General features: G+C 62.9%; 17 protein-coding genes and 1 tRNA gene. 11 read left to right on the top strand and 7 right to left on the bottom strand.

Annotated features, from left to right (window positions below; genetic code table 11):
- Window positions 1-5 precede the first annotated feature (5 nt).
- The 4 genes from ASE52_RS07215 to ASE52_RS07200 all read left to right on the top strand — a co-directional run bounded on the left by ASE52_RS07215 (window position 6) and on the right by ASE52_RS07200 (window position 2,763).
- Window positions 6-1,031, top strand: a complete 1,026-nt coding sequence (locus ASE52_RS07215; RefSeq protein ID WP_140426191.1) for an HPP family protein — start codon at window positions 6-8, stop codon at window positions 1,029-1,031.
- Window positions 1,032-1,259: 228 nt separating this feature from the next.
- Window positions 1,260-1,511: a translation initiation factor IF-1 gene (gene infA, locus ASE52_RS07210; protein WP_010465645.1), complete on the top strand. Its 252-nt coding sequence runs from the start codon at window positions 1,260-1,262 to the stop codon at window positions 1,509-1,511.
- Window positions 1,512-1,719: 208 nt separating this feature from the next.
- A tRNA-Pro gene (locus ASE52_RS07205) sits at window positions 1,720-1,796 on the top strand.
- A 172-nt stretch (window positions 1,797-1,968) separates the two neighbouring features.
- Entirely contained in the window at window positions 1,969-2,763 is a 795-nt protein-coding gene (locus tag ASE52_RS07200; protein ID WP_057225292.1) for a heparan-alpha-glucosaminide N-acetyltransferase, read from the top strand.
- Between the two features lie 146 nt (window positions 2,764-2,909).
- Here ASE52_RS07200 and ASE52_RS07195 read toward each other — a convergent pair whose 3' ends face one another.
- The 6 genes from ASE52_RS07195 to ASE52_RS07170 all read right to left on the bottom strand — a co-directional run bounded on the left by ASE52_RS07195 (window position 2,910) and on the right by ASE52_RS07170 (window position 7,621).
- Complete coding sequence (locus ASE52_RS07195; RefSeq protein WP_029414250.1) at window positions 2,910-3,695, bottom strand: peptidylprolyl isomerase; 786 nt, start codon at window positions 3,693-3,695, stop codon at window positions 2,910-2,912.
- 67 nt (window positions 3,696-3,762) lie between these two features.
- Window positions 3,763-4,023, bottom strand: a complete 261-nt coding sequence (locus ASE52_RS07190) for a BolA family protein (protein WP_057224794.1) — start codon at window positions 4,021-4,023, stop codon at window positions 3,763-3,765.
- A 13-nt stretch (window positions 4,024-4,036) separates the two neighbouring features.
- Window positions 4,037-4,585, bottom strand: coding sequence for a septation protein A (locus tag ASE52_RS07185; protein WP_010465636.1), 549 nt, complete (start codon window positions 4,583-4,585; stop codon window positions 4,037-4,039).
- 24 nt (window positions 4,586-4,609) lie between these two features.
- A complete protein-coding gene (msrB, locus tag ASE52_RS07180) occupies window positions 4,610-5,023 on the bottom strand; it encodes a peptide-methionine (R)-S-oxide reductase MsrB (RefSeq protein WP_010465633.1) in 414 nt (137 codons plus the stop codon).
- A complete protein-coding gene (locus tag ASE52_RS07175) occupies window positions 5,020-6,504 on the bottom strand; it encodes a protein adenylyltransferase SelO (protein WP_057224792.1) in 1,485 nt (494 codons plus the stop codon). The genes msrB and ASE52_RS07175 overlap by 4 nt, the downstream gene beginning before the upstream one ends.
- Window positions 6,505-6,571: 67 nt before the next feature.
- Complete coding sequence (locus ASE52_RS07170) at window positions 6,572-7,621, bottom strand: AraC family transcriptional regulator (protein ID WP_057224790.1); 1,050 nt, start codon at window positions 7,619-7,621, stop codon at window positions 6,572-6,574.
- A gap of 183 nt (window positions 7,622-7,804) precedes the next feature.
- On the opposite strand from ASE52_RS07170, the gene ASE52_RS07165 reads away from it, so the two are divergent.
- Entirely contained in the window at window positions 7,805-9,511 is a 1,707-nt protein-coding gene (locus tag ASE52_RS07165) for a carboxylesterase family protein (protein WP_057224788.1), read from the top strand.
- 40 nt (window positions 9,512-9,551) lie between these two features.
- Here ASE52_RS07165 and ASE52_RS07160 read toward each other — a convergent pair whose 3' ends face one another.
- Window positions 9,552-10,238, bottom strand: a complete 687-nt coding sequence (locus ASE52_RS07160; RefSeq protein ID WP_010465625.1) for a Crp/Fnr family transcriptional regulator — start codon at window positions 10,236-10,238, stop codon at window positions 9,552-9,554.
- A 222-nt stretch (window positions 10,239-10,460) separates the two neighbouring features.
- Between ASE52_RS07160 and ASE52_RS07155 the strand changes: the two genes are divergently transcribed.
- The 6 genes from ASE52_RS07155 (at window position 10,461) to ASE52_RS07130 (ending at window position 17,456) form a co-directional block, all read left to right on the top strand.
- Complete coding sequence (locus ASE52_RS07155) at window positions 10,461-12,104, top strand: 3-(methylthio)propionyl-CoA ligase (RefSeq protein WP_057224786.1); 1,644 nt, start codon at window positions 10,461-10,463, stop codon at window positions 12,102-12,104.
- Window positions 12,105-12,371: 267 nt separating this feature from the next.
- Window positions 12,372-13,604 carry a branched-chain amino acid ABC transporter substrate-binding protein gene (locus tag ASE52_RS07150; RefSeq protein ID WP_010465621.1) on the top strand — a complete coding sequence of 411 codons (1,233 nt, stop codon included), beginning with the start codon at window positions 12,372-12,374 and terminating at the stop codon, window positions 13,602-13,604.
- A 74-nt stretch (window positions 13,605-13,678) separates the two neighbouring features.
- Window positions 13,679-14,632 (top strand): branched-chain amino acid ABC transporter permease, encoded by a 954-nt coding sequence (locus tag ASE52_RS07145; RefSeq protein WP_010465619.1) that lies wholly within the window; start codon window positions 13,679-13,681, stop codon window positions 14,630-14,632.
- 4 nt (window positions 14,633-14,636) lie between these two features.
- Window positions 14,637-15,965: a branched-chain amino acid ABC transporter permease gene (locus ASE52_RS07140; protein WP_057224784.1), complete on the top strand. Its 1,329-nt coding sequence runs from the start codon at window positions 14,637-14,639 to the stop codon at window positions 15,963-15,965.
- Window positions 15,966-15,967: 2 nt separating this feature from the next.
- Window positions 15,968-16,759 carry an ABC transporter ATP-binding protein gene (locus ASE52_RS07135; RefSeq protein WP_057224782.1) on the top strand — a complete coding sequence of 264 codons (792 nt, stop codon included), beginning with the start codon at window positions 15,968-15,970 and terminating at the stop codon, window positions 16,757-16,759.
- Between the two features lies 1 nt (window position 16,760).
- A complete protein-coding gene (locus tag ASE52_RS07130; protein ID WP_057224781.1) occupies window positions 16,761-17,456 on the top strand; it encodes an ABC transporter ATP-binding protein in 696 nt (231 codons plus the stop codon).
- Window positions 17,457-17,781 lie beyond the last annotated feature (325 nt).

Below are 17,781 nucleotides of genomic sequence, written 5' to 3'. Positions count from 1 at the left end.
CCTGGATGGTGGCATCGCTGGGTGCCAGTGCGGTGCTGGTATTTGGCATGCCGTCTAGTCCACTGGCCCAGCCTTGGCCGGTGCTAGGGGGGAGTACCTTGTCGGCGCTGGTGGGCGCCGTCTGCTCCGCCATCATTCCTGATCCGGCGCTTGCAGGGGCGGTGGCTGTGGGGCTGGCCATTGCGCTGATGGTGCCCTTGCGCTGCCTGCACCCACCGGGAGGGGCAATGGCGCTGTATGTGGTGCTGACGGCGGGCGATGGCTGGCACCTTGCAGCGTTTCCCATCCTGTTCAATGTGGTCGTTCTTTTGGTCGCCGCCATGGTTTACAACGGCCTGACGGGGCGCCGGTACCCCCATCCACAACGTGTGGCCGCCAGAACCGACGTCGTCCAGGGAGCTTTTACCGCCTCGGACGTGGATGCAGCGCTCGCACACTACAACCAGGTGCTGGACGTGAGCCGTGCCGATCTGGAGGGGCTGTTGCATCTCGCAGGTCGTGCCGCCTTTCAGAGGACGCTGGGGGACGTGCGCTGCTCGGACATCATGTCCAAGCCGCCGTTTGCGGTGGAGGCCGGGGTTTCTCTCAAAGATGCTTGGGCGCTCATGCGGGCCCAGCAGATCAAGGCACTGCCTGTGGTGGATGCTCAACGCTTGGTGGTTGGCATTGTGACGGTGGCGGATTTCATGCGGCTGGCCAACCTGGATATGCATGAAGGTCTGGGGCAGCGCTTGCGCACACTGGTCATGGGGCGCGCTGGCCAGCCCCAGGCGGTGGGTGAAATCATGTCGCATCCAGTCCAGGTGGCCCGCATGGCGCAGCACGCCATGGATCTCGTGCCCCTGTTTTCTCAAGGTGGACACCACCATATCCCCATCGTGGACGGCGAGGACCGTCTGGTGGGGGTGATCACTCAGACAGACCTCGTGCGGACCTTGGCCGCAGCCGTTCAAGGGCGTGACGAGCGCGATTCTGCGGGTGCTGCTTTGGTGCAAGGGCGCCCGCCGTCGGACGCCGCCGCCATCCCATAGGCAAGACCGGGTACATCGCGGTACAATCGACAGGCTTTGCACAGTGCTTATGCCTGTCCATTGTGAAGCCGTCTCCCCCGGCCCTCTGCCTGATCTGCGCCCCGGGTGCAGCGACTCCCACCGCCCGCAATGCACCGTGTGTCGAGCACCGACCGCGCCGTAGCTGCCGTGGTGGATGCAAAAGCGTCAGGCGCCGATCACAGAATATTTGTTTTGAAAAGATAGAACATGGCCAAAGAAGAACTCATTGAAATGCAAGGCTCCGTGACGGAAGTCTTGCCTGACTCACGCTTTCGCGTGACGCTGGACAACGGTCACCAACTGATCGCCTACACCGGCGGCAAGATGCGCAAGCATCACATCCGCATTCTGGCGGGTGACAAGGTGTCGCTGGAAATGTCGCCCTATGACTTGTCCAAAGGACGCATCACCTTCCGCCATCTGGCCGGTCGCGGCCCAGGCCCCTCGGGCAACCGCTGATCTTCGGGCCTGAGGGATTTCCGGACTGGCTCGTGCTTGTTCCGGCTCTTGGGTCCAACTGTTTCTTGTGTTCTTTCATTCGCGCACTGTTTCCCCCTGAGGTGGTGCTTTCCTGGTTCTGGGCTTCGCAAATCGCTTTGTGAAAAAAACATAAAAAGCGTGTGTGGAGCCAAAAACAGGGAAATTGTCGGGTTAGAATACGAGCTGTCGGAGCGTAGCGCAGCCTGGTAGCGCATCTGCTTTGGGAGCAGAGGGTCGCGAGTTCGAATCCCGCCGCTCCGACCAATGTTTGAAGGCCTTGCAGCATATGCTGCAAGGCCTTTTTTCTTGCCTCTTCTTCTTTCCCTCTGTGGGGATTTGAGGTTCGACCTGCGTGGCGAGACGGAGCTGGATTTCCGTACCATCGGGTCTGGATGGCGGGCCAATGCCCGCGCTGACACCTTCCGCTGGTATTGCCATGAACCGTGCGCTTCCCTTGCCGTCTGTACCGTTCGCCTCGCCCGCGCCACTGCGGCGCTATGACAGCGTGGATGCCCTGCGCGGCCTGGCGATGGTGTGGATGACAGTCTTTCACTTCTGCTTCGACCTCAGCCATCTGGGTTTCTGGCCACAGAATTTCCGTGTGGATCCGTTCTGGATCTCGCAGCGCACGGTCATCGTGAGCCTGTTCCTGTTTTGCGCGGGACTGGGGCAGGCCATTGCACTGCACCAAGGACAGGGGTGGCCACGGTTTGGTCGGCGGTGGTTGCAGATCGCTGGCTGCGCGTTGCTGGTGTCCGCGGGGTCGTTCGTGATGTTTCCCCACAGCTTTATCCATTTTGGCGTGCTGCATGGCATGGCCGTGATGTTGCTCATCGCCCGGTGTACGGCTGGCTGGGGGCGGTGGTTGTGGCTGGCAGGGCTGGTGGCGGTGGCGCTTCCACCGGTGGCGCATCAGCTTCTGGCGGGCGCCTGGGCGGAGGCTGCGCCCTGGTTCAATGGGCGCGCCCTCAACTGGCTGGGCCTGGTATCGCGCAAGCCTTTTACCGAAGACTACGTGCCGGTGCTGCCCTGGCTGGGCGTGTTGTGGTGGGGGCTGGCTGCCGGCCAATGGGCCATGGCCGCGGGGCGGGAGCGGTGGGTGCAATGGCCGCTTCCGCGCGGCCTGCGGCCCCTGGCTCTACTGGGGCGATGGAGCCTGAGCTACTACATGCTCCATCAGCCGGTGATGATCGGGGTGCTCACAGCGGTGGCTTGGGTGTCGAAGGGTTAGTCAGATCGTTGTTGGGCCTGCGCCCACTGATTTCGCTGCCAGGGTCAGCTGTTGTGGCGTGGGGCGCTTTGCATCCGTCCATAAAAAAACGCGGCCTGGGCCGCGTTTTTTTGGGTGCATCGCCGGGGCGGATGCGGGTTCGCTAGTTATTCGACCTTGGCCTTTGCACGCAGGTCTTCCTGGAACTTGGCCAGTTTTTGCTGTTGCAGCTGTTGGGCCACCTGGGGCTTCACTTCTTCCAGCTTGGGCAGTTCTGCCTGGCGCACATCGTCCAGGCGGATGACGTGCCAGCCGAACTGGCTCTTCACCGGAGCGTCGGTCATCTTGCCCTTCTCGAGCTTCACCAGGGCTGTCGTGAACTCGCTCACATAGCTGGAGGGGTTGGCCCAATCGAGATCGCCACCCTTGGCGCCAGAACCTGGGTCCTTGGATTGCTTCTTGGCGATGTCTTCAAACTTGGCGCCCTTCTTGATGGAGGCGATGATGGCCTTGGCATCCGCTTCCTTTTCCACCAGGATGTGGCTGGCCTTGTATTCCTTGCCGCCGTTGGCTGCCACGAACTTGTCGTACTCGGCCTTGATCTCGGCGTCGGTCACGGGGTTGTTCTTCTGGTAGTCGGCGAACAGTTCGCGGATCAGGATGGTCTGGCGGGCCAGATCCATTTGCGCCTTGTAGTCTGCCGAGCCTTCCAGGCCGCGCTTTTGCGCTTCCTGCATGAAGATTTCGCGGGTGATGACTTCGTCCTTGATCTGGCCTTCGATGTCAGGCGTCACGGGGCGGCCCGAGCGTTCCACTTGCTGCTTGAGCGCTTCAACGCGCTCTTTTGGCACGGCCTTGCCGTTGACGATGGCAACGTTTTGGGCGGAAACGGGCAGGGCCAACGTGCCCAGCACGGCAGCGGCTACGAGGCCGGACAGGAGCTGTTTCTTCATGCGGAATCCAAAAAATGAGAGGTTGTTTGCCAGCTGAGTTCCGGCAACAAAGGACATGGGGGCCGGTTCAGAGAACTTCAATGGCGAGGGCGTGAACGCCTTGGTCAATAAATTCTTGCAGCGCATCATACACAAGGCGGTGCTGTGCGACGCGGGGCTTGCCTGTAAACAAAGGTGACGAAATGCGGACCCGGAAATGGGTGCCAAAACCGGTGCCGTTGGCCCCGGCGTGCCCTGCATGGGCGGCGCTTTCGTCAAGCACTTCCAACGCTGTGGGCGTAAGCCGGTCCGCCAAGGTCTGGTGCATTTGCTGAGCGAGGGTGGTCATGGCAGGTGGTCCTTCAGGCGGCAGGCTCGTCGCCTTCGTCGCCCTTGATGTGGGGCGCCACATAGATGCCCTGGCCGACCAGGAAGACCAGCGGGAAGGCGTAGCCCCAGAGCTTGAAATCCACCCAGGCTTCGGTGCTGAAATTGACGACCACGTAGGCGTTGATGGCCGACATGAAAGCGCAGTACACGATCCAGGCGACGTTCAGGCGGTGCCACACGCCCTCCGGCAGGGTCAGCTGGCTGCCGAGCAGCATCTTGAGGAAGTTCTTCTTCATGCCCCACACCGCCACTGCGAGGGCGATGGACATGGCACCGTACAGCACCGTGGGCTTCCACTTGATGAAGCGATCGTCCTGCAGCACCAGCGTGAGCGTGCCGAACAGCAGGATCAGCACCAGGGTGACCTTGTGCATGGTCTGCAGGCGCCGGTCGATGGCGTAGATCAGCGCCATCTGCGCGACGGTGGCGCCCATGAGCACGGCCGTGCCGACATAGATGCCGTAGAACTTGTAGGCCCCGAAGAACAGCAGGATGGGGAAGAAGTCGATCAGAATTTTCATGGAGTCAAGGGCAGGTCTCGGGGCTCAGTCCTTGCCGGATTCGAAATCCAGCGAGGCCGAGTTCATGCAGTAGCGCAGGCCGGTGGGGGTGGGGCCATCTTCAAAGACGTGGCCCAGGTGGGCCCCGCATTGTGCACACACCGTCTCTGTGCGGACCATGCCATGGCTGCGGTCCACGATCTCGGTGATGGCGCCTGGGATCGCTTCTGCGAAGCTGGGCCAGCCACAGCCGGCGTCGAACTTGGTCACGGAATCGAACAATTTCGCACCACAGCAGATGCAGTGATAGCTGCCATCGGCCCAGTGGGCTTCGTATTTGCCGGTAAAAGGGCGCTCGGTGGCGGCATGGCGCGTCACCTGCAGGGCGACGGGCTCCGCGCCCTTGTCCTTGAGGATGGCTTGCCATTCGGCATCGGATTTCTGGACGGGGTAGGTCATGATGAACAGCTGATCTCGATGGAAGAGGCCCAGTCGGGCGGGAAGGCTGCGTAGGCGTCGTGCCCGGGGTGCTCGTCGAAGGGGTGCTCCAGCAGCCGCTGCAGGGTTTGGAGTTCGCTGAAGTCGCCAAGTTTCGCGGCACGTATGGCCTGCTCGCCCAGGTGGTTGCGCAAAACGAACTTGGGATTGGTTTTTAGCATCAAATTAGCCGATAGCGCTTTATTATCAAGCGCCAATAGCTCTGAATATGATAGCAACCAGTTGTCAAAGGCGGTACGGTCGGCGAACAGGTCGCGCGCCGGCTCAAAATCGTCCTGTTGCACCGCATGCGACAAGCGGCGCCAGAAGATCGTGTAGTCCACCCCGTTCTGGGCCAGCAGCATCAAGATGCCGTCAATCAGCTCGCCATCGCCTTCACGGGCGCTCGCAAGACCGAGTTTGGCGCGCATGCGGGCCATGAACGCTTCTGGGAACACGGTCTTGTAGGACTCCAGGGCCCCCTTTGCCAGTTCCTGGTCGCCGATCAGTGGCAGCAGGGCCTGCGCCAGGCAGAACAGGTTCCAGTACGCCACGTTGGGCTGGCGGTTGTAGGCATAGCGACCCTGGTTGTCGCTGTGGTTGCACACGTGGCCGGGCACGAAGGCATCGAGAAACTGGAAAGGGCCGTAGTCGATGGTCAGGCCCAGGATGCTCATGTTGTCGGTGTTCATCACCCCGTGGCAAAAACCCACGGCCTGCCACTGGGCCATGAGGCGTGCCGTGCGCTCGCTCACAGCCTGCAGCAGCGCGGCATACGCATTGCCTCCGAAGTTGTGGTTGTCCCGGCATTCAGGGTAGTAGCGGTCGATGACGTAGTCGGCCAGGGTCTTGAGCTGCGGTTGCAGATCGTTGGCCGCAAAGTGCTCGAAATGGCCAAAACGCACAAAGCTGGGGGCCACCCGCGTCACCACGGATGCTGTCTCGACCTCTTCGCGGCGCACGGGCGCGGGCGAACCGGTGATGCACAGCGCGCGCGAGGTCGGAATGCCCAGGCCATGCATGGCCTCGCTGCACAGGAATTCGCGGATGCTGGAGCGCAGCACGGCCCGCCCGTCACCCATGCGGGAGTAGGGGGTGCGACCGGCACCTTTGAGCTGGATTTCCAGGCCCTTTTCCGTCTCTCCCAGCAAGATGGCGCGGCCGTCGCCCAGTTGGCCGGCCCACACGCCGAATTGGTGGCCGCTGTAGACGCTGGCCAGGGGCCGCGAGCCAGCAAGCAGCGTGTTGCCCGTGAAGGCTTGCAGGGCTTCGTCGCGCTGCAGCCAGTCTGTGTCCAGGCCGATCAGCTGCGCGACGGCGGTGCTGGTGCCCACCCAGTGGGGGGCGGGCAGCGGGGTGGGGCGCAGTTCGGTGAAAAAGTCTGGCCCCAAGGCTGCGAATCCGTGGTTCCAGGCCAGGCCGAGGTCGGCGGTGGGGGTCTCGCTTTCGGCGGGCAGGTTCATGGGCCGATTGTCTCGCACCAGGGATGCCCCGGCGCTTGCAGGGCCTTGAAGCGCGGCGCGGCGCGGCCTATGCGGCCTGGGTAGAGCCTTGGCCTTCGGCCTCCGGGTGCAATACCTGCGCGCGGTACTGGCCCGGTGGCAGGCCAAACCAGCGCTTGCAAGCCCGAAACAGATTGCTCTGGTCGGCAAAGCCCAGCAGGTCCGCCACCTCGGCCAGGCTGCGGCGCTCATCGCTGAGGTACTGGCGTGCCAGTTCGCAGCGGGTGTCGTCGAGCAACTGCTGGTAGCTCACGGATTCGGCCTGCAGGCGCCGCTGCAGCGTGCGGTCGGTCAGGTGCAGGCGCGCGGCCACGTCCTCGCGGCGGGGTTCGCCCCGATGCAGGATGCGGGCTACCTCGGTGCGCACACGGGTGCTGATCAGAGACTGGCCCAGTTGGTCCAGCTCGGTCTCTACCAGCCGCTCGTGCAGGGCCCACAGGCTGGGGTTGTGGGTGGGGATATCGGCGAGCAGGTCGGCCTCGGCCAGCAGAAACCGGTTGGCTGCCTGCCCGAAGCGGGGCAACATGCCAAACGCCACGTGGTAGGGCGCCTCGTTGGTGGTGGCGGGCTGCGGCGTGACCAGCTCCACCGCCAGAGGCCGGAGCTCGCGGCGCGTGAGCCAGCAGCACAGCGTGAACAGCGTGAGCAGGGCGTATTCGACACGTTGTCGCGGAATGGGGCGGGTGGCGCCGATATGGGCGATGGAGATCCAGTACCCGCGTGCATCGCGCTCCAGCGTGAAAGTGGTGCAGTCCGAGATCACCGCCATGTGGCGCGTGAGGTGCTGAAAACCGGTCAGCAGATTGGTGCCCGATGCCAGCGCATAGCCCACCACGTCCACATTGCCATAGCGGGCGGTGAGTTTCGGGCACAGCCCCAGCGCCACCTTGCCCGAGCGCGCTACCGCCAGCTCCCACAGCCGGCTTATCTTGTCTACGTCCACGCGGGTTTGCGGCAGCTGGAGCGCCGCCAGATCGATGCCCGCTTCAGCACACAACTCGGCAGCGGGCAAGCCTTCCGCAGACATCATGTCGGTGATTCCGCGTACCCAGGCGGCAGAGCTAGTGCGGGGTGTCATGGGGTGGCCATTCGATTCAGGGTTTACGCGGGGTGGTGGTCTGAAGTCAGTGTTTTGGCAAGGTTGCGATAGTAGCCAAAGGCCACCCAGTTCACACAATCGCTTTCGAGGTTGAGCCCTGGCGGTAGTGTGACTCCAGACAGAGGTTCGACCCATTCCTGAAAACCCCCAAGGAGACAAGACATGGTCGATTCGCGCTGGCGTTTGCAATGGTTGGGAGCAGTGTTTTCCGTGGCGGCGATGGCGGGCTGCGGCGGTGGCGCGGGTTCGTCGCCCGAAGTGCGCGAGACCGCGTACGGCACCTTGCGCGGCGTGGACGACAGCGCGGTGACCGGCACCTACGCGTGGAAGGGGATTCCGTTCGCCAAACCGCCTGTGGGGGAGCTGCGCTGGCAGCCGCCCGTGGCCCCTGCCGCCTGGTCCGGCCAGCGCGACGCCACGCGTTTTGGCAGTGCCTGCCTGCAAATGGGGCGCATCTACGGCCCCGGTGCCAACAACCGTTTTGACAACACCATCGGCGAGACCCTGGGCACGCCGGTGGGCAGCGAGGACTGCCTGACCCTCAACATCTGGCGCCCTGCCACAGCACAGGACAACCTTCCGGTACTCCTGTTTCTGCATGGCGGCAGTGCCATCTCGGGCTACACGGCCGACCCGGTCTACGACGGTGCAGCGTTGGCGCGCTCTGCCAACGCGGTGGTGGTGACGGCCAACTACCGGCTCGATGTCCTGGGCTACTTCCAGATGCCACCACTGCACACCGGCACGCAGCCCTACACCGGCAACTACGCGCTGCTCGACAACGTGCAGGCACTTCGCTTCATCCAGAACAACATCGCCAGCTTTGGCGGTAATGTGGGCAATGTCACGCTGATGGGGCAGTCCGCTGGCGCCATCAATGCGCTGGCGCTGCTGGTGGCGCCTCAGGCCGCAGGACTGTTTCACAAGCTCTTGCCGGTGAGCGGCGGCATTTCGCTGGCGACCAACTTGCCGCCGGGTTCGATTCCCACGCTCAACCCGGCATCGCGGTATGCCACCCAGTCCGGCATGCTGCTGGCGCACCTGGCGCTGGCCGACGGCCTGGCGCCTGCCTTGCCCGCTGCCCAGGCATTGGTGGCGGGCTGGCCTGCCGCGCAGGCGGCCAGCTACCTGCGCGGCAAGGATGCACGGGTGGTTCTGCAGGCGGTGCTCAAAAACGGGCTCACGGGCTCCGGCCCCATCCCCGACGGTGTGGTGGTGCCCGCAGACCCGATTGCAGAAATCGGTGCGGGCCGCTATCACAAGGTACCCGTGCTGTCCGGATATACGGCCGAGGAGGGCAAGCTGTTTGCGCCGTTCCTGGCACTGCTGGGCGGAAAGCCGGGCATGAAAATCTCCGATGCCGAGCGTTTTGTGATGATGCAGAACTTCAACCCCGATGCGCCCACTACCCTCACGGCCGGCGACATCCTGGATGCCTCCTACCTGCCGGTCACGGCGCCCAGCACGGGCTACAACGCGCGCACCCGGTTGCTGGGCAGCGTGTTCATCGACCCGAGCCGCGACAGCCTGCTCAATACCCTGCGCAGCCAGCAATCCACGGTATGGAGCTACCAGTTCAACTGGGCTCAGCAACCCGCACCCTGGAACGATGTGTACGGTGCAGCGCATGCGTTTGACCTGCCGTTCGTGTTTGGCAATTTCGGGCCTTCGGTCTTTGCCAAGGCCACCAACAGCACGGCCAATCAGCCCGGCCGCCTGGCGCTATCGCGCGCCATGATGGACAGCGTGCGGGCCTTTGTGCACACGGGCAACCCGAACAACGCAACGGTCAACCAAAGCTGGACACCGTGGCCCAGCCGGCTTGTATTCGACGCAGACCAGAAGGCCGTGCGCCTGAGCGTGCAGTGAGGCGGGTGTTGGTGAACGTGCCTGTGCAATCTGCAGAGTGTCAGCGTGCCGCCGTGGCGGCGAGGTACGCGTTCAACGCCTCGTCGTCCACGATGGCTACACGCCCGAAGTCCAGCGAAACGATGCCCCTGTCTTCCAGCACGCGCAACACCTTGTTCACCGTCTGGCGTGACAGACCCACCAATTGGCCCAGCTCGTCCTGCGTGAGATTCAACCGCCGTGTGCTGCGCCAGAACAGGCGGCTCAGGTACAGCGCCACACGGTGCTCGGGGGATTGTGTGCGCCCGGCCTCGATGATCGTCATGGCCTGGCCCAGGCGCATGTTGAGATGTAGCACCAGAAACTGGTTGAACGCCAAGTGCGTCTCGCGCAGCACATCAAACAGCGGCAGCGGCAGGCACAGCAAGGTGGTGGGCCGCAGCGCGACCACGTTGTACTTGCGCGGCTCGGGCTTCATGGCCGAGCCCTCGCCAAACCATTCGCCGTCGGGCACGCCGATGAAGGCCGACGACCGGCCCTTGCTGGCCGGGCTTTGCAGCATCACCAGGCCTGACAGCACGGCATGCCAGCCCTGCACGGGGCTGCCGGCGGGCATCATCACGGCGCCCTTGTCGCCCTGGGTGGAGAGCACCTCCCCCCGCAGCCGCTCCTGCAGGGCCGCGGGCACGCTGGCGAACCAGGGCTGGGCTTCGATGAATCGCTGGGCGGTGGGCGCAAAGCAGAGCATGCGCCGCATTGTCCTTGCTCCGCACGCCATGCAGGGTAATCCCTGTGCGTTTGTCAACGGGACGACAGGTGTTGGCAAGCCCGCGCCTGCGGCGCACACTGCCCTCGCATTGACGGAGCGCACGTTGCAGGATGCGGGTTTTCACCACCGGCGTGACACCCCCGAAGGCCTGTGCCGCGCTACGATGATCTTTCCATTCACCACAACATCCAAGGAGCACCCATGCTGGGTCTGATGCAGAGCCAACCGCTCTTGATTTCGTCGCTGATCGAGTTCGCCGAGCGCCACCATGGCGACGCTGAAATCGTCTCGCGCCGGGTCGAGGGCGACATCCACCGCTACACCTACCGCGACCTGGGTACGCGGGCGCGCCGGCTGGCCAATGCACTGGATGAGCTCAAGCTCCAGTTCAGCGACCGCGTGGCCACGCTGGCCTGGAACGGCTACCGCCACATGGAGATGTACTTCGGCGTCTCCGGCTCGGGCCGAGTGCTGCACACCGTCAATCCGCGTCTGCACCCCGACCAGATCGCCTGGATCATGAACCACGCCGAAGACCAGGTGCTGTGTTTTGACCTGACCTTCCTGCCGCTGGTGCAGGCCGTGCATGCCAGGTGCCCCACGGTGAAGAAGTGGGTGGCGCTGTGCGACGCCGACAAGCTGCCTGCGGATTCCGGTATCCCTGGCCTCACCAGCTACGAAGCCTGGATTGGTGCGCAGTCGCCCGACTACGCCTGGCCCGAATTCGACGAGAACTCGGCGTCGAGCATGTGCTACACCAGTGGCACCACGGGCAACCCCAAGGCTGCGCTGTACAGCCACCGCTCCACCACGCTGCATGCCTACGCCGCGGCGCTGCCCGATGTGATGTGCCTGTCGGCGCGCGACTCGGTGCTGCCCGTGGTGCCCATGTTCCACGTCAACGCCTGGGGCATTCCGTATTCGGCGGCACTCACCGGCTGCAAGCTGGTGTTCCCCGGCCCGGCCATGGACGGCAAGTCGATCTACGAACTGATCGAGTCCGAGAAGGTGACCTACGCCGCTGGCGTGCCCACCGTGTGGCAGATGATGCTGGGCCACATGAAGCCTGCGGGCTTGAAGTTCTCGACACTCAGGCGCACCGTCATCGGCGGTTCGGCCTGCCCACCCGCCATGATCCATGCCTTCAAGGAAGACTACGGCGTGGAGGTGCTACACGCCTGGGGCATGACCGAGATGAGCCCGCTGGGCACGCTGTGCACCCTGAAGAACAAGCACCTGGCGCTGAGCAAGGACGAGCAAATGAAGGTCCTGCAAAAGCAGGGCCGCGCGATCTACGGCGTGGACATGAAGATCGTGGGCGGCGACGGCGGCGAGCTGCCGTGGGATGGCAAGACCTACGGCGACCTGCTGGTCAAAGGCCCGTGGATCGTGGACAGCTACTTCAAGGGCGAGGGCGGTCACCCGCTCGTCAAGGACGCGCAGGGCCGGGGCTGGTTCCCCACGGGTGACGTGGCCACCATCGACGCCGATGGTTTCATGCAGATCACCGACCGCAGCAAGGACGTGATCAAGTCCGGCGGCGAGTGGATCAGCTCCATCGACATCGAGAACATCGCGATGGCGCACCCGGCGATCGCCATGGCCGCCTGCGTGGGCATGCCGCACCCCAAGTGGGACGAACGCCCCATCGTGGCCGTGGTCAAGCGGCCCGGCACCGAGGTCACGCGCGAAGCGCTGCTGGCCTTCTACGAGGGGAAAACCGCCAAGTGGCAGATCCCCGATGACGTGGTGTTCGTCGATGCGATTCCGCTGGGGGCGACCGGCAAGATGCTCAAGACCAAACTGCGCGAGCAATTGAAGGATTACAAGCTTCCGGGCCTCTGAAAGCATGACGGCGGTGGCCTCAATGCATAGCCATCGTCGTGGCCACCGAATCTGGCGCAGACCAGGCCAGTGCACCCGTGGAGCCGGCTTTGCCGGGCCACCGGGTGCGGTCCCCTCCCGCGCAGCGAGAGAGGGGAAGGCGCGCAGCGCCACAGGGGGTGACACCGAGTCCAGTCACGTGTGCGACGCTGGTAGGGGCAATCCCTGAGCATCGCTTTGTTGCAACGCGGTACGCTGCGTTGTGTTGATTTACAAGGAGACAAGACCATGAAATTTGCTATTAAGGCTGTAGCGGCATCGGTAATACTGGCAAGCGCTGGCGGGGCATTCGCTCAAAAGGGTGAGACTGTGAAGATCGCCTGGCTCGACCCGCTCTCCGGCCTGATGGCGGCAGTGGGAACGAACCAGCTCAAGAGCTTCCAGTTCATCTCCGAAGAGTTCAACAAGAAGAATGCGGCCGGCGTCAAATTCGAGATCATCGGCATCGACAACAAGCTGAGCCCGCAAGAGACCACCAGCGCGTTGCGCTCGGCCATGGACCAGGGAGCACGCTATGTGGTGCAGGGCAACGGCTCCGGCCCTGCCTTGGCCATCATGGATGCGCTGGAAAAGCACAACGCGCGCAACCCCGGCAAGGAAGTCCTGTTCCTGAACTACGCTGCCGTGGACCCGGATCTGACCAACAGCAAGTGCAGCTACTGGCACTTCCGTCTGGACGCCGACACCTCCATGAAGATGGAAGCGCTGACCACGTACATGAAGGACCTGCCCGAGGTCAAGAAGGTCTACCTGATCAACCAGAACTATTCGCACGGCCACCAGGTCTCGAAGTTCGCCAAGGAAATGATGCAGCGCAAGCGCCCTGACGTGCAGTTCGTCGGCGACGACCTGCACCCTCTGGCCCAGGTGCGTGATTTCTCGCCCTACATCGCCAAGATCAAGCAGTCGGGTGCCGACAGTGTGATCACCGGCAACTGGGGTTCCGACCTGGCGCTGCTCATCAAGGCGGCCAACGATGCGGGCTTGAACAACGTCAATTTCTACACCTACTACGGCTCGGTCACTGGCAGCCCCACCGCCATGGGCTCTGCGGCTGCAGGCCGTGTGTACATGGTGGCCTATGCGCACATCAACTTGCCGGGCGAAATCAACAAGATCGTGGTGGACTACAAGAAGAAGTTCAACGACGACATGTACACCGGTGCCGTGTACCACGCCTTCACCATGTTGTCCGAGGGTTTCGTCAAGGCCAAGTCCACCGACCCCGTCAAGGTGGCTGCAGTGTTTGAAGGCATGAAGTTCAAGAGCTTCAACGGCGAAGTCGAGATGCGCAAGACCGACCACCAGCTGCAGCAGGGCCTTTTCATCTCCAAGTGGGAAAAGGCGGGCGGCAAGTTCCCTATCGACTCTGAGAACACCGGCTACACCTTTGTGCCAGTGAAGTACTACGAGCCCTATGTGGCGAGCACGCCCACCTCGTGCCAGATGAAGCGCCCGTAAGCGTAAGCCCTGCGCAATCGCTTCGAGGCCCGACCACTCGGGCCTTTTTTTTACCCCTGCAGTGAAAAATTCCAATGAATCCTGAGTTTTTCGTGATCTCGCTGCTGAATGGAGTGAGCTACGGGCTCCTGCTGTTCATGCTGAGCTCTGGCCTCACGCTGATTTTCAGCATGATGGGCGTGCTCAACTTCGCACACACCAGCTTCTACATGCTGGGTGCCTATTTTGCGTTCACCATCTCCGGGGTGGTGGGCTTCTGGCCAGCGCTGGTGCTGGCGCCCCTCGTCGTATTTGTGCTGGGGGCTGCGTTTGAGCGCTACTGTTTGCGCCGGGTGCACAAATTCGGGCATGTGCCGGAACTGCTGGTGACCTTTGGCCTGTCTTACCTGATCCTTGAACTGGTGCAACTGGTGTGGGGCCGCTCCACGGTGCCTTATGGCCTGCCGGAGCAACTGCAAGGCCCGCTGTTCTCTCTGTATGGAACACAGTTTCCCAAGTCGCGCTCCTTTGTGATGCTGGTGGCGCTGGTCATGCTGGTGTCGGTGTGGTTGCTGCTGACGCGCACCCGCATTGGTCTCGTGATCCAGGCAGCGCTGAAATACCCAGAGATGGTGGAGGCGCTGGGCCATAACGTGCCGCGTGTGTTCATGCTGGTGTTTGGCGGTGGCGCAGCCCTCGCGGGGCTGGCGGGTGTGATCGGCGGTAATACCTACATCACAGAGCCTGCGATGGCCGCCTCTGTGGGCTCCATCATCTTCGTGGTGGTGGTGGTGGGGGGCATGGGCTCGCTGGCAGGGGCCTTCCTGGCATCGCTGCTGATCGGCCTGGTCCAGACCTTTGCCGTGGCACTGGACTATTCGCTGATCCATGTCTTCAAGGCCGTGGGCGTGGCGGTGACCGACCAGACCTTCGGCTACCCCTTGCTCAAACTCACGATTTCCCAGGTGGCTCCCATCTTGCCGTACCTGTTCCTCGTGCTGATCCTGATCTTCCGCCCCAAGGGCTTGCTGGGCACGCGGGAGGACTGATGCCATGAATTCCACAACAACAACCACTGCCATTTCCAGCGCCACGTCGCACTACCGGTTCAAGCCCTGGAACGTGGGGCGGTTCATCATCTGGACCCTGTTCGCGGTCATGCTTGTCGTCGCTCCCATGCTGTTTCGCAGCAGCCTGGCGCTGACCATGCTCTCGCAGATCGGCTACCTCATCATCATCTGCCTGTCCTACAACATGCTGCTGGGCCAAGGGGGCATGCTGAGCTTTGGCCATGCGGTGTACACCGGGCTGGGCTCGTTCATTGCCATCCATGCGATGAACATGGCGACCAAGGGCACCGTCAACATTCCTCTGGTGCTCATCCCGCTGGTGGGTGGCTTGGCCGGCGCATTTTTTGCCATCCTGCTTGGTTTTGTCACCACCAAGAAGTCGGGCACCACCTTCGCCATGATCACGCTGGGCATCGGCGAACTGGTCGCCTCCATGGCCTTGATGTTCCCTGAGTTCTTTGGCGGGGAGGGCGGTATCACCACCGACCGTGTGTATGGCAAGGCCTTCTTCGGCCTGAACTTCGGCTCGGGCATGCAGGTGTACTACCTGATCGCGGCCTATTGCTTCGTCTGCACTGCCGCCATGTTTGCCTTCACCGGCACGCCACTGGGCCGCATTTTGAACGCGGTGCGGGACAACCCTGAGCGCGTGGAATTCATCGGCTACAACACGCAGCGGGTGCGCTACTTCGCCTTCATCATTGCAGGCTTCTTCGCGGGCATCGGCGGGGGGCTGGCCACCATCAACTTCGAGATCATCACGGGTGCCGACAGCCTGAGTGTGATCCGCTCAGGTGGCTATCTGCTGTTCACCTTCCTGGGTGGAGCCACGTTCTTCTTCGGTCCCATCATTGGTGCGGTGTTGCTGGTGCTGGCATCGGTGCTGCTGTCCGAGCTGTCCAAGGCCTGGCTGCTGTACCTGGGCCTCGTGTTCCTGTTCATGGTGATGTATGCCCCTGGCGGCATTGCCAGCCTGATCATGATGAACCTCCGGCTGGCCAAGTACGGCAAGCTGCGCCAGCTCTGGAGTTCGTACCTGGCGCTGGCCGGTACCGCGCTGGTGGGCGTGATGGGTGCGGCCTGCATGATCGAGATGACCTACCACCTCCAGCTCAACGCAGCCCTGGGGCCAGAGCTCACGTTCCTGGGGGCCACGCTCAACGCCGCAGGCTTCACGAGCTGGTTTGGTGCCATTTTCGTGATGGTCACGGGCTTCGGGCTCTTTGAACTCTGCCGCCGCCAGTTTGTGCGGCAGTGGAGCACGATCCAGGAAGAGATCGAACATGAAATCAAGCGTGGGGAGGCGCTGTAAACATGGCAGCTGACAACCCAACCAATGCCTATGCTCTGGAACTGCGCGACCTGCGCAAGAGCTTTGGCAAGACAGAAATCATCCGTGGCGCGAACCTGGCAGTAGCCCCTGGCGAACGTGTGGCCATCATCGGCCCCAATGGCGCGGGCAAGTCCACGCTCTTCAACCTGATCAGCGGGCGGTTTGCGCCCACCAGTGGGGATGTGATCCTCAACGGCCAGCGCATCAATGGGCTGGCGCCGTACGAGATCAACCGCAAGGGGCTGTCGCGCAGCTTCCAGATCACGAACATCTTTCCCAAGCTCTCGGTGTTCGAGAACCTGCGCTGCGGCGTGCTCTGGAGCATGGGCTACAAGTACACGTTCCTGCGCTTCCTGTCGAACCTGCACGATGCCAACGAGCGCGCCAAGCAACTCATGGAGATGATCAAGCTCGACAAGAAACGCGACACGCTGGCCATGAACCTCACGTATGCCGAGCAGCGTGCGCTGGAGATTGGCATCACCATCGCCGGTGGCGCCAACGTGATCCTGCTCGACGAGCCCACGGCCGGCATGAGCAAGACCGAGACCACGCGCTTCATCCACCTCATCAAGGAGGTGACCGAGGGTCGCACCCTGCTGACGGTGGAGCATGACATGGGCGTGGTGTTTGGTCTGGCCGACAAGATCGCCGTGGTGGTCTATGGCGAGGTGATCGCCTTTGACACACCCGACAAGGTGCGCGCCAACCAGCGTGTGCAGGAGGCCTATCTGGGCTCGGTGGTTGCGGACGAGCAGGGGGCGGGACACTGATATGCTGAAAATCGAAAACCTCCACGCTTACTACGGCAAGAGCCATGTGCTGCATGGCGTGACCTTTGACGTGCAACCCGGCGAGATCGTGGCACTGCTGGGGCGCAACGGCTCGGGCCGCTCCACCACCGCCAAGGCCATCATGGGCCTGGTGGACTGGGAGGGCACACTCAACTTCAAGGGGCAGGACCTTAACGGCAAGAAGGCCTATGAGATTGCCCACCTCGGTCTGGGCTATGTGCCTGAAAGCCGCGATGTGTTTCCCAATCTCACCGTGCACCAGAACCTGCTGCTGGGCCAGAAGGGCAATGGCAGGGGCAGCCGCTGGTCGTTCGATGACATGTACGAGATGTTCCCGCGCCTCAAGGAACGCCAGCACACCGAGGCGGGCGTGATGTCGGGCGGTGAGCAGCAGATGCTGACGCTGTGCCGCACGTTGATGGGCGATCCGGACCTCATCATCATTGACGAGCCCACCGAGGGCCTCGCGCCCAAGATCGTCGAACTGGTGGGACAGTACCTGCAGACCATCAAGGCGCGCGGCATCTCGGTGCTGTTGATCGAGCAGAAGCTGACCATCGCCATGAAAATCTCGGACCGCGCGCTGGTGATGGGCCATGGCTCCATCGTCTTTCAGGGCACGCCCGACAGCCTGCGGGCGGACAACTACATCCGTAAAGAGTGGCTTGAAGTCTAGAAGGGCGATTCCCCTGAGGCGCTGCGCGCCTCGGTGCAGCCGCCAGAGGCGGCAGCCCTTTGTGCCGTCCAAGCCTGCGCAGGCAGGTTTGGACGGCACTCAGCCCCTTCTCTCAAATCGCTGCGCGATTCGGGAAGGGGGACGCAGCCAGCGCGGCGGGGCGGCCCTTGCGCAGCTGCCCTGGCCTTGGGGCGCGCCAGTTTCAAAGATTCGGGGCAGGGCGGATGCGTTGGAAGGCATGCCGCTCGCCTTGATCCACAGAGGTGCCCGGTCTTCGGTGGCGCCTCTTTTTTTGCCAGCCGGAATGTGCTCCTCAGGGGATGTC

Origin of the sequence: Acidovorax sp. Root275 (genome assembly GCF_001428965.1) — a bacterium.
Lineage (GTDB): Bacteria > Pseudomonadota > Gammaproteobacteria > Burkholderiales > Burkholderiaceae_C > Acidovorax > Acidovorax radicis.
Note: the sequence above shows the minus strand (reverse complement) of the source record. Positions and strands in the feature narration are given on the sequence as shown.

Bases quoted from the DNA above. Each gene is read 5' to 3' on its own strand.
- msrB (WP_010465633.1), bottom strand. From the start codon at position 5,023: ATGACCTACCCCGTCCAGAAATCCGATGCCGAATGGCAAGCCATCCTC.
- ASE52_RS07160 (WP_010465625.1), bottom strand. From the start codon at position 10,238: ATGCTCTGCTTTGCGCCCACCGCCCAGCGATTCATCGAAGCCCAGCCC.
- ASE52_RS07135 (WP_057224782.1), top strand. From the start codon at position 15,968: ATGGCAGCTGACAACCCAACCAATGCCTATGCTCTGGAACTGCGCGAC.
- infA (WP_010465645.1), top strand. From the start codon at position 1,260: ATGGCCAAAGAAGAACTCATTGAAATGCAAGGCTCCGTGACGGAAGTC.
- ASE52_RS07145 (WP_010465619.1), top strand. From the start codon at position 13,679: ATGAATCCTGAGTTTTTCGTGATCTCGCTGCTGAATGGAGTGAGCTAC.
- ASE52_RS07185 (WP_010465636.1), bottom strand. From the start codon at position 4,585: ATGAAAATTCTGATCGACTTCTTCCCCATCCTGCTGTTCTTCGGGGCC.
- ASE52_RS07215 (WP_140426191.1), top strand. From the start codon at position 6: ATGGTGGCATCGCTGGGTGCCAGTGCGGTGCTGGTATTTGGCATGCCG.
- ASE52_RS07140 (WP_057224784.1), top strand. From the start codon at position 14,637: ATGAATTCCACAACAACAACCACTGCCATTTCCAGCGCCACGTCGCAC.
- ASE52_RS07195 (WP_029414250.1), bottom strand. From the start codon at position 3,695: ATGAAGAAACAGCTCCTGTCCGGCCTCGTAGCCGCTGCCGTGCTGGGC.
- ASE52_RS07200 (WP_057225292.1), top strand. From the start codon at position 1,969: ATGAACCGTGCGCTTCCCTTGCCGTCTGTACCGTTCGCCTCGCCCGCG.
- ASE52_RS07165 (WP_057224788.1), top strand. From the start codon at position 7,805: ATGGTCGATTCGCGCTGGCGTTTGCAATGGTTGGGAGCAGTGTTTTCC.
- ASE52_RS07175 (WP_057224792.1), bottom strand. From the start codon at position 6,504: ATGAACCTGCCCGCCGAAAGCGAGACCCCCACCGCCGACCTCGGCCTG.
- ASE52_RS07130 (WP_057224781.1), top strand. From the start codon at position 16,761: ATGCTGAAAATCGAAAACCTCCACGCTTACTACGGCAAGAGCCATGTG.
- ASE52_RS07170 (WP_057224790.1), bottom strand. From the start codon at position 7,621: ATGACACCCCGCACTAGCTCTGCCGCCTGGGTACGCGGAATCACCGAC.
- ASE52_RS07150 (WP_010465621.1), top strand. From the start codon at position 12,372: ATGAAATTTGCTATTAAGGCTGTAGCGGCATCGGTAATACTGGCAAGC.
- ASE52_RS07155 (WP_057224786.1), top strand. From the start codon at position 10,461: ATGCTGGGTCTGATGCAGAGCCAACCGCTCTTGATTTCGTCGCTGATC.
- ASE52_RS07190 (WP_057224794.1), bottom strand. From the start codon at position 4,023: ATGACCACCCTCGCTCAGCAAATGCACCAGACCTTGGCGGACCGGCTT.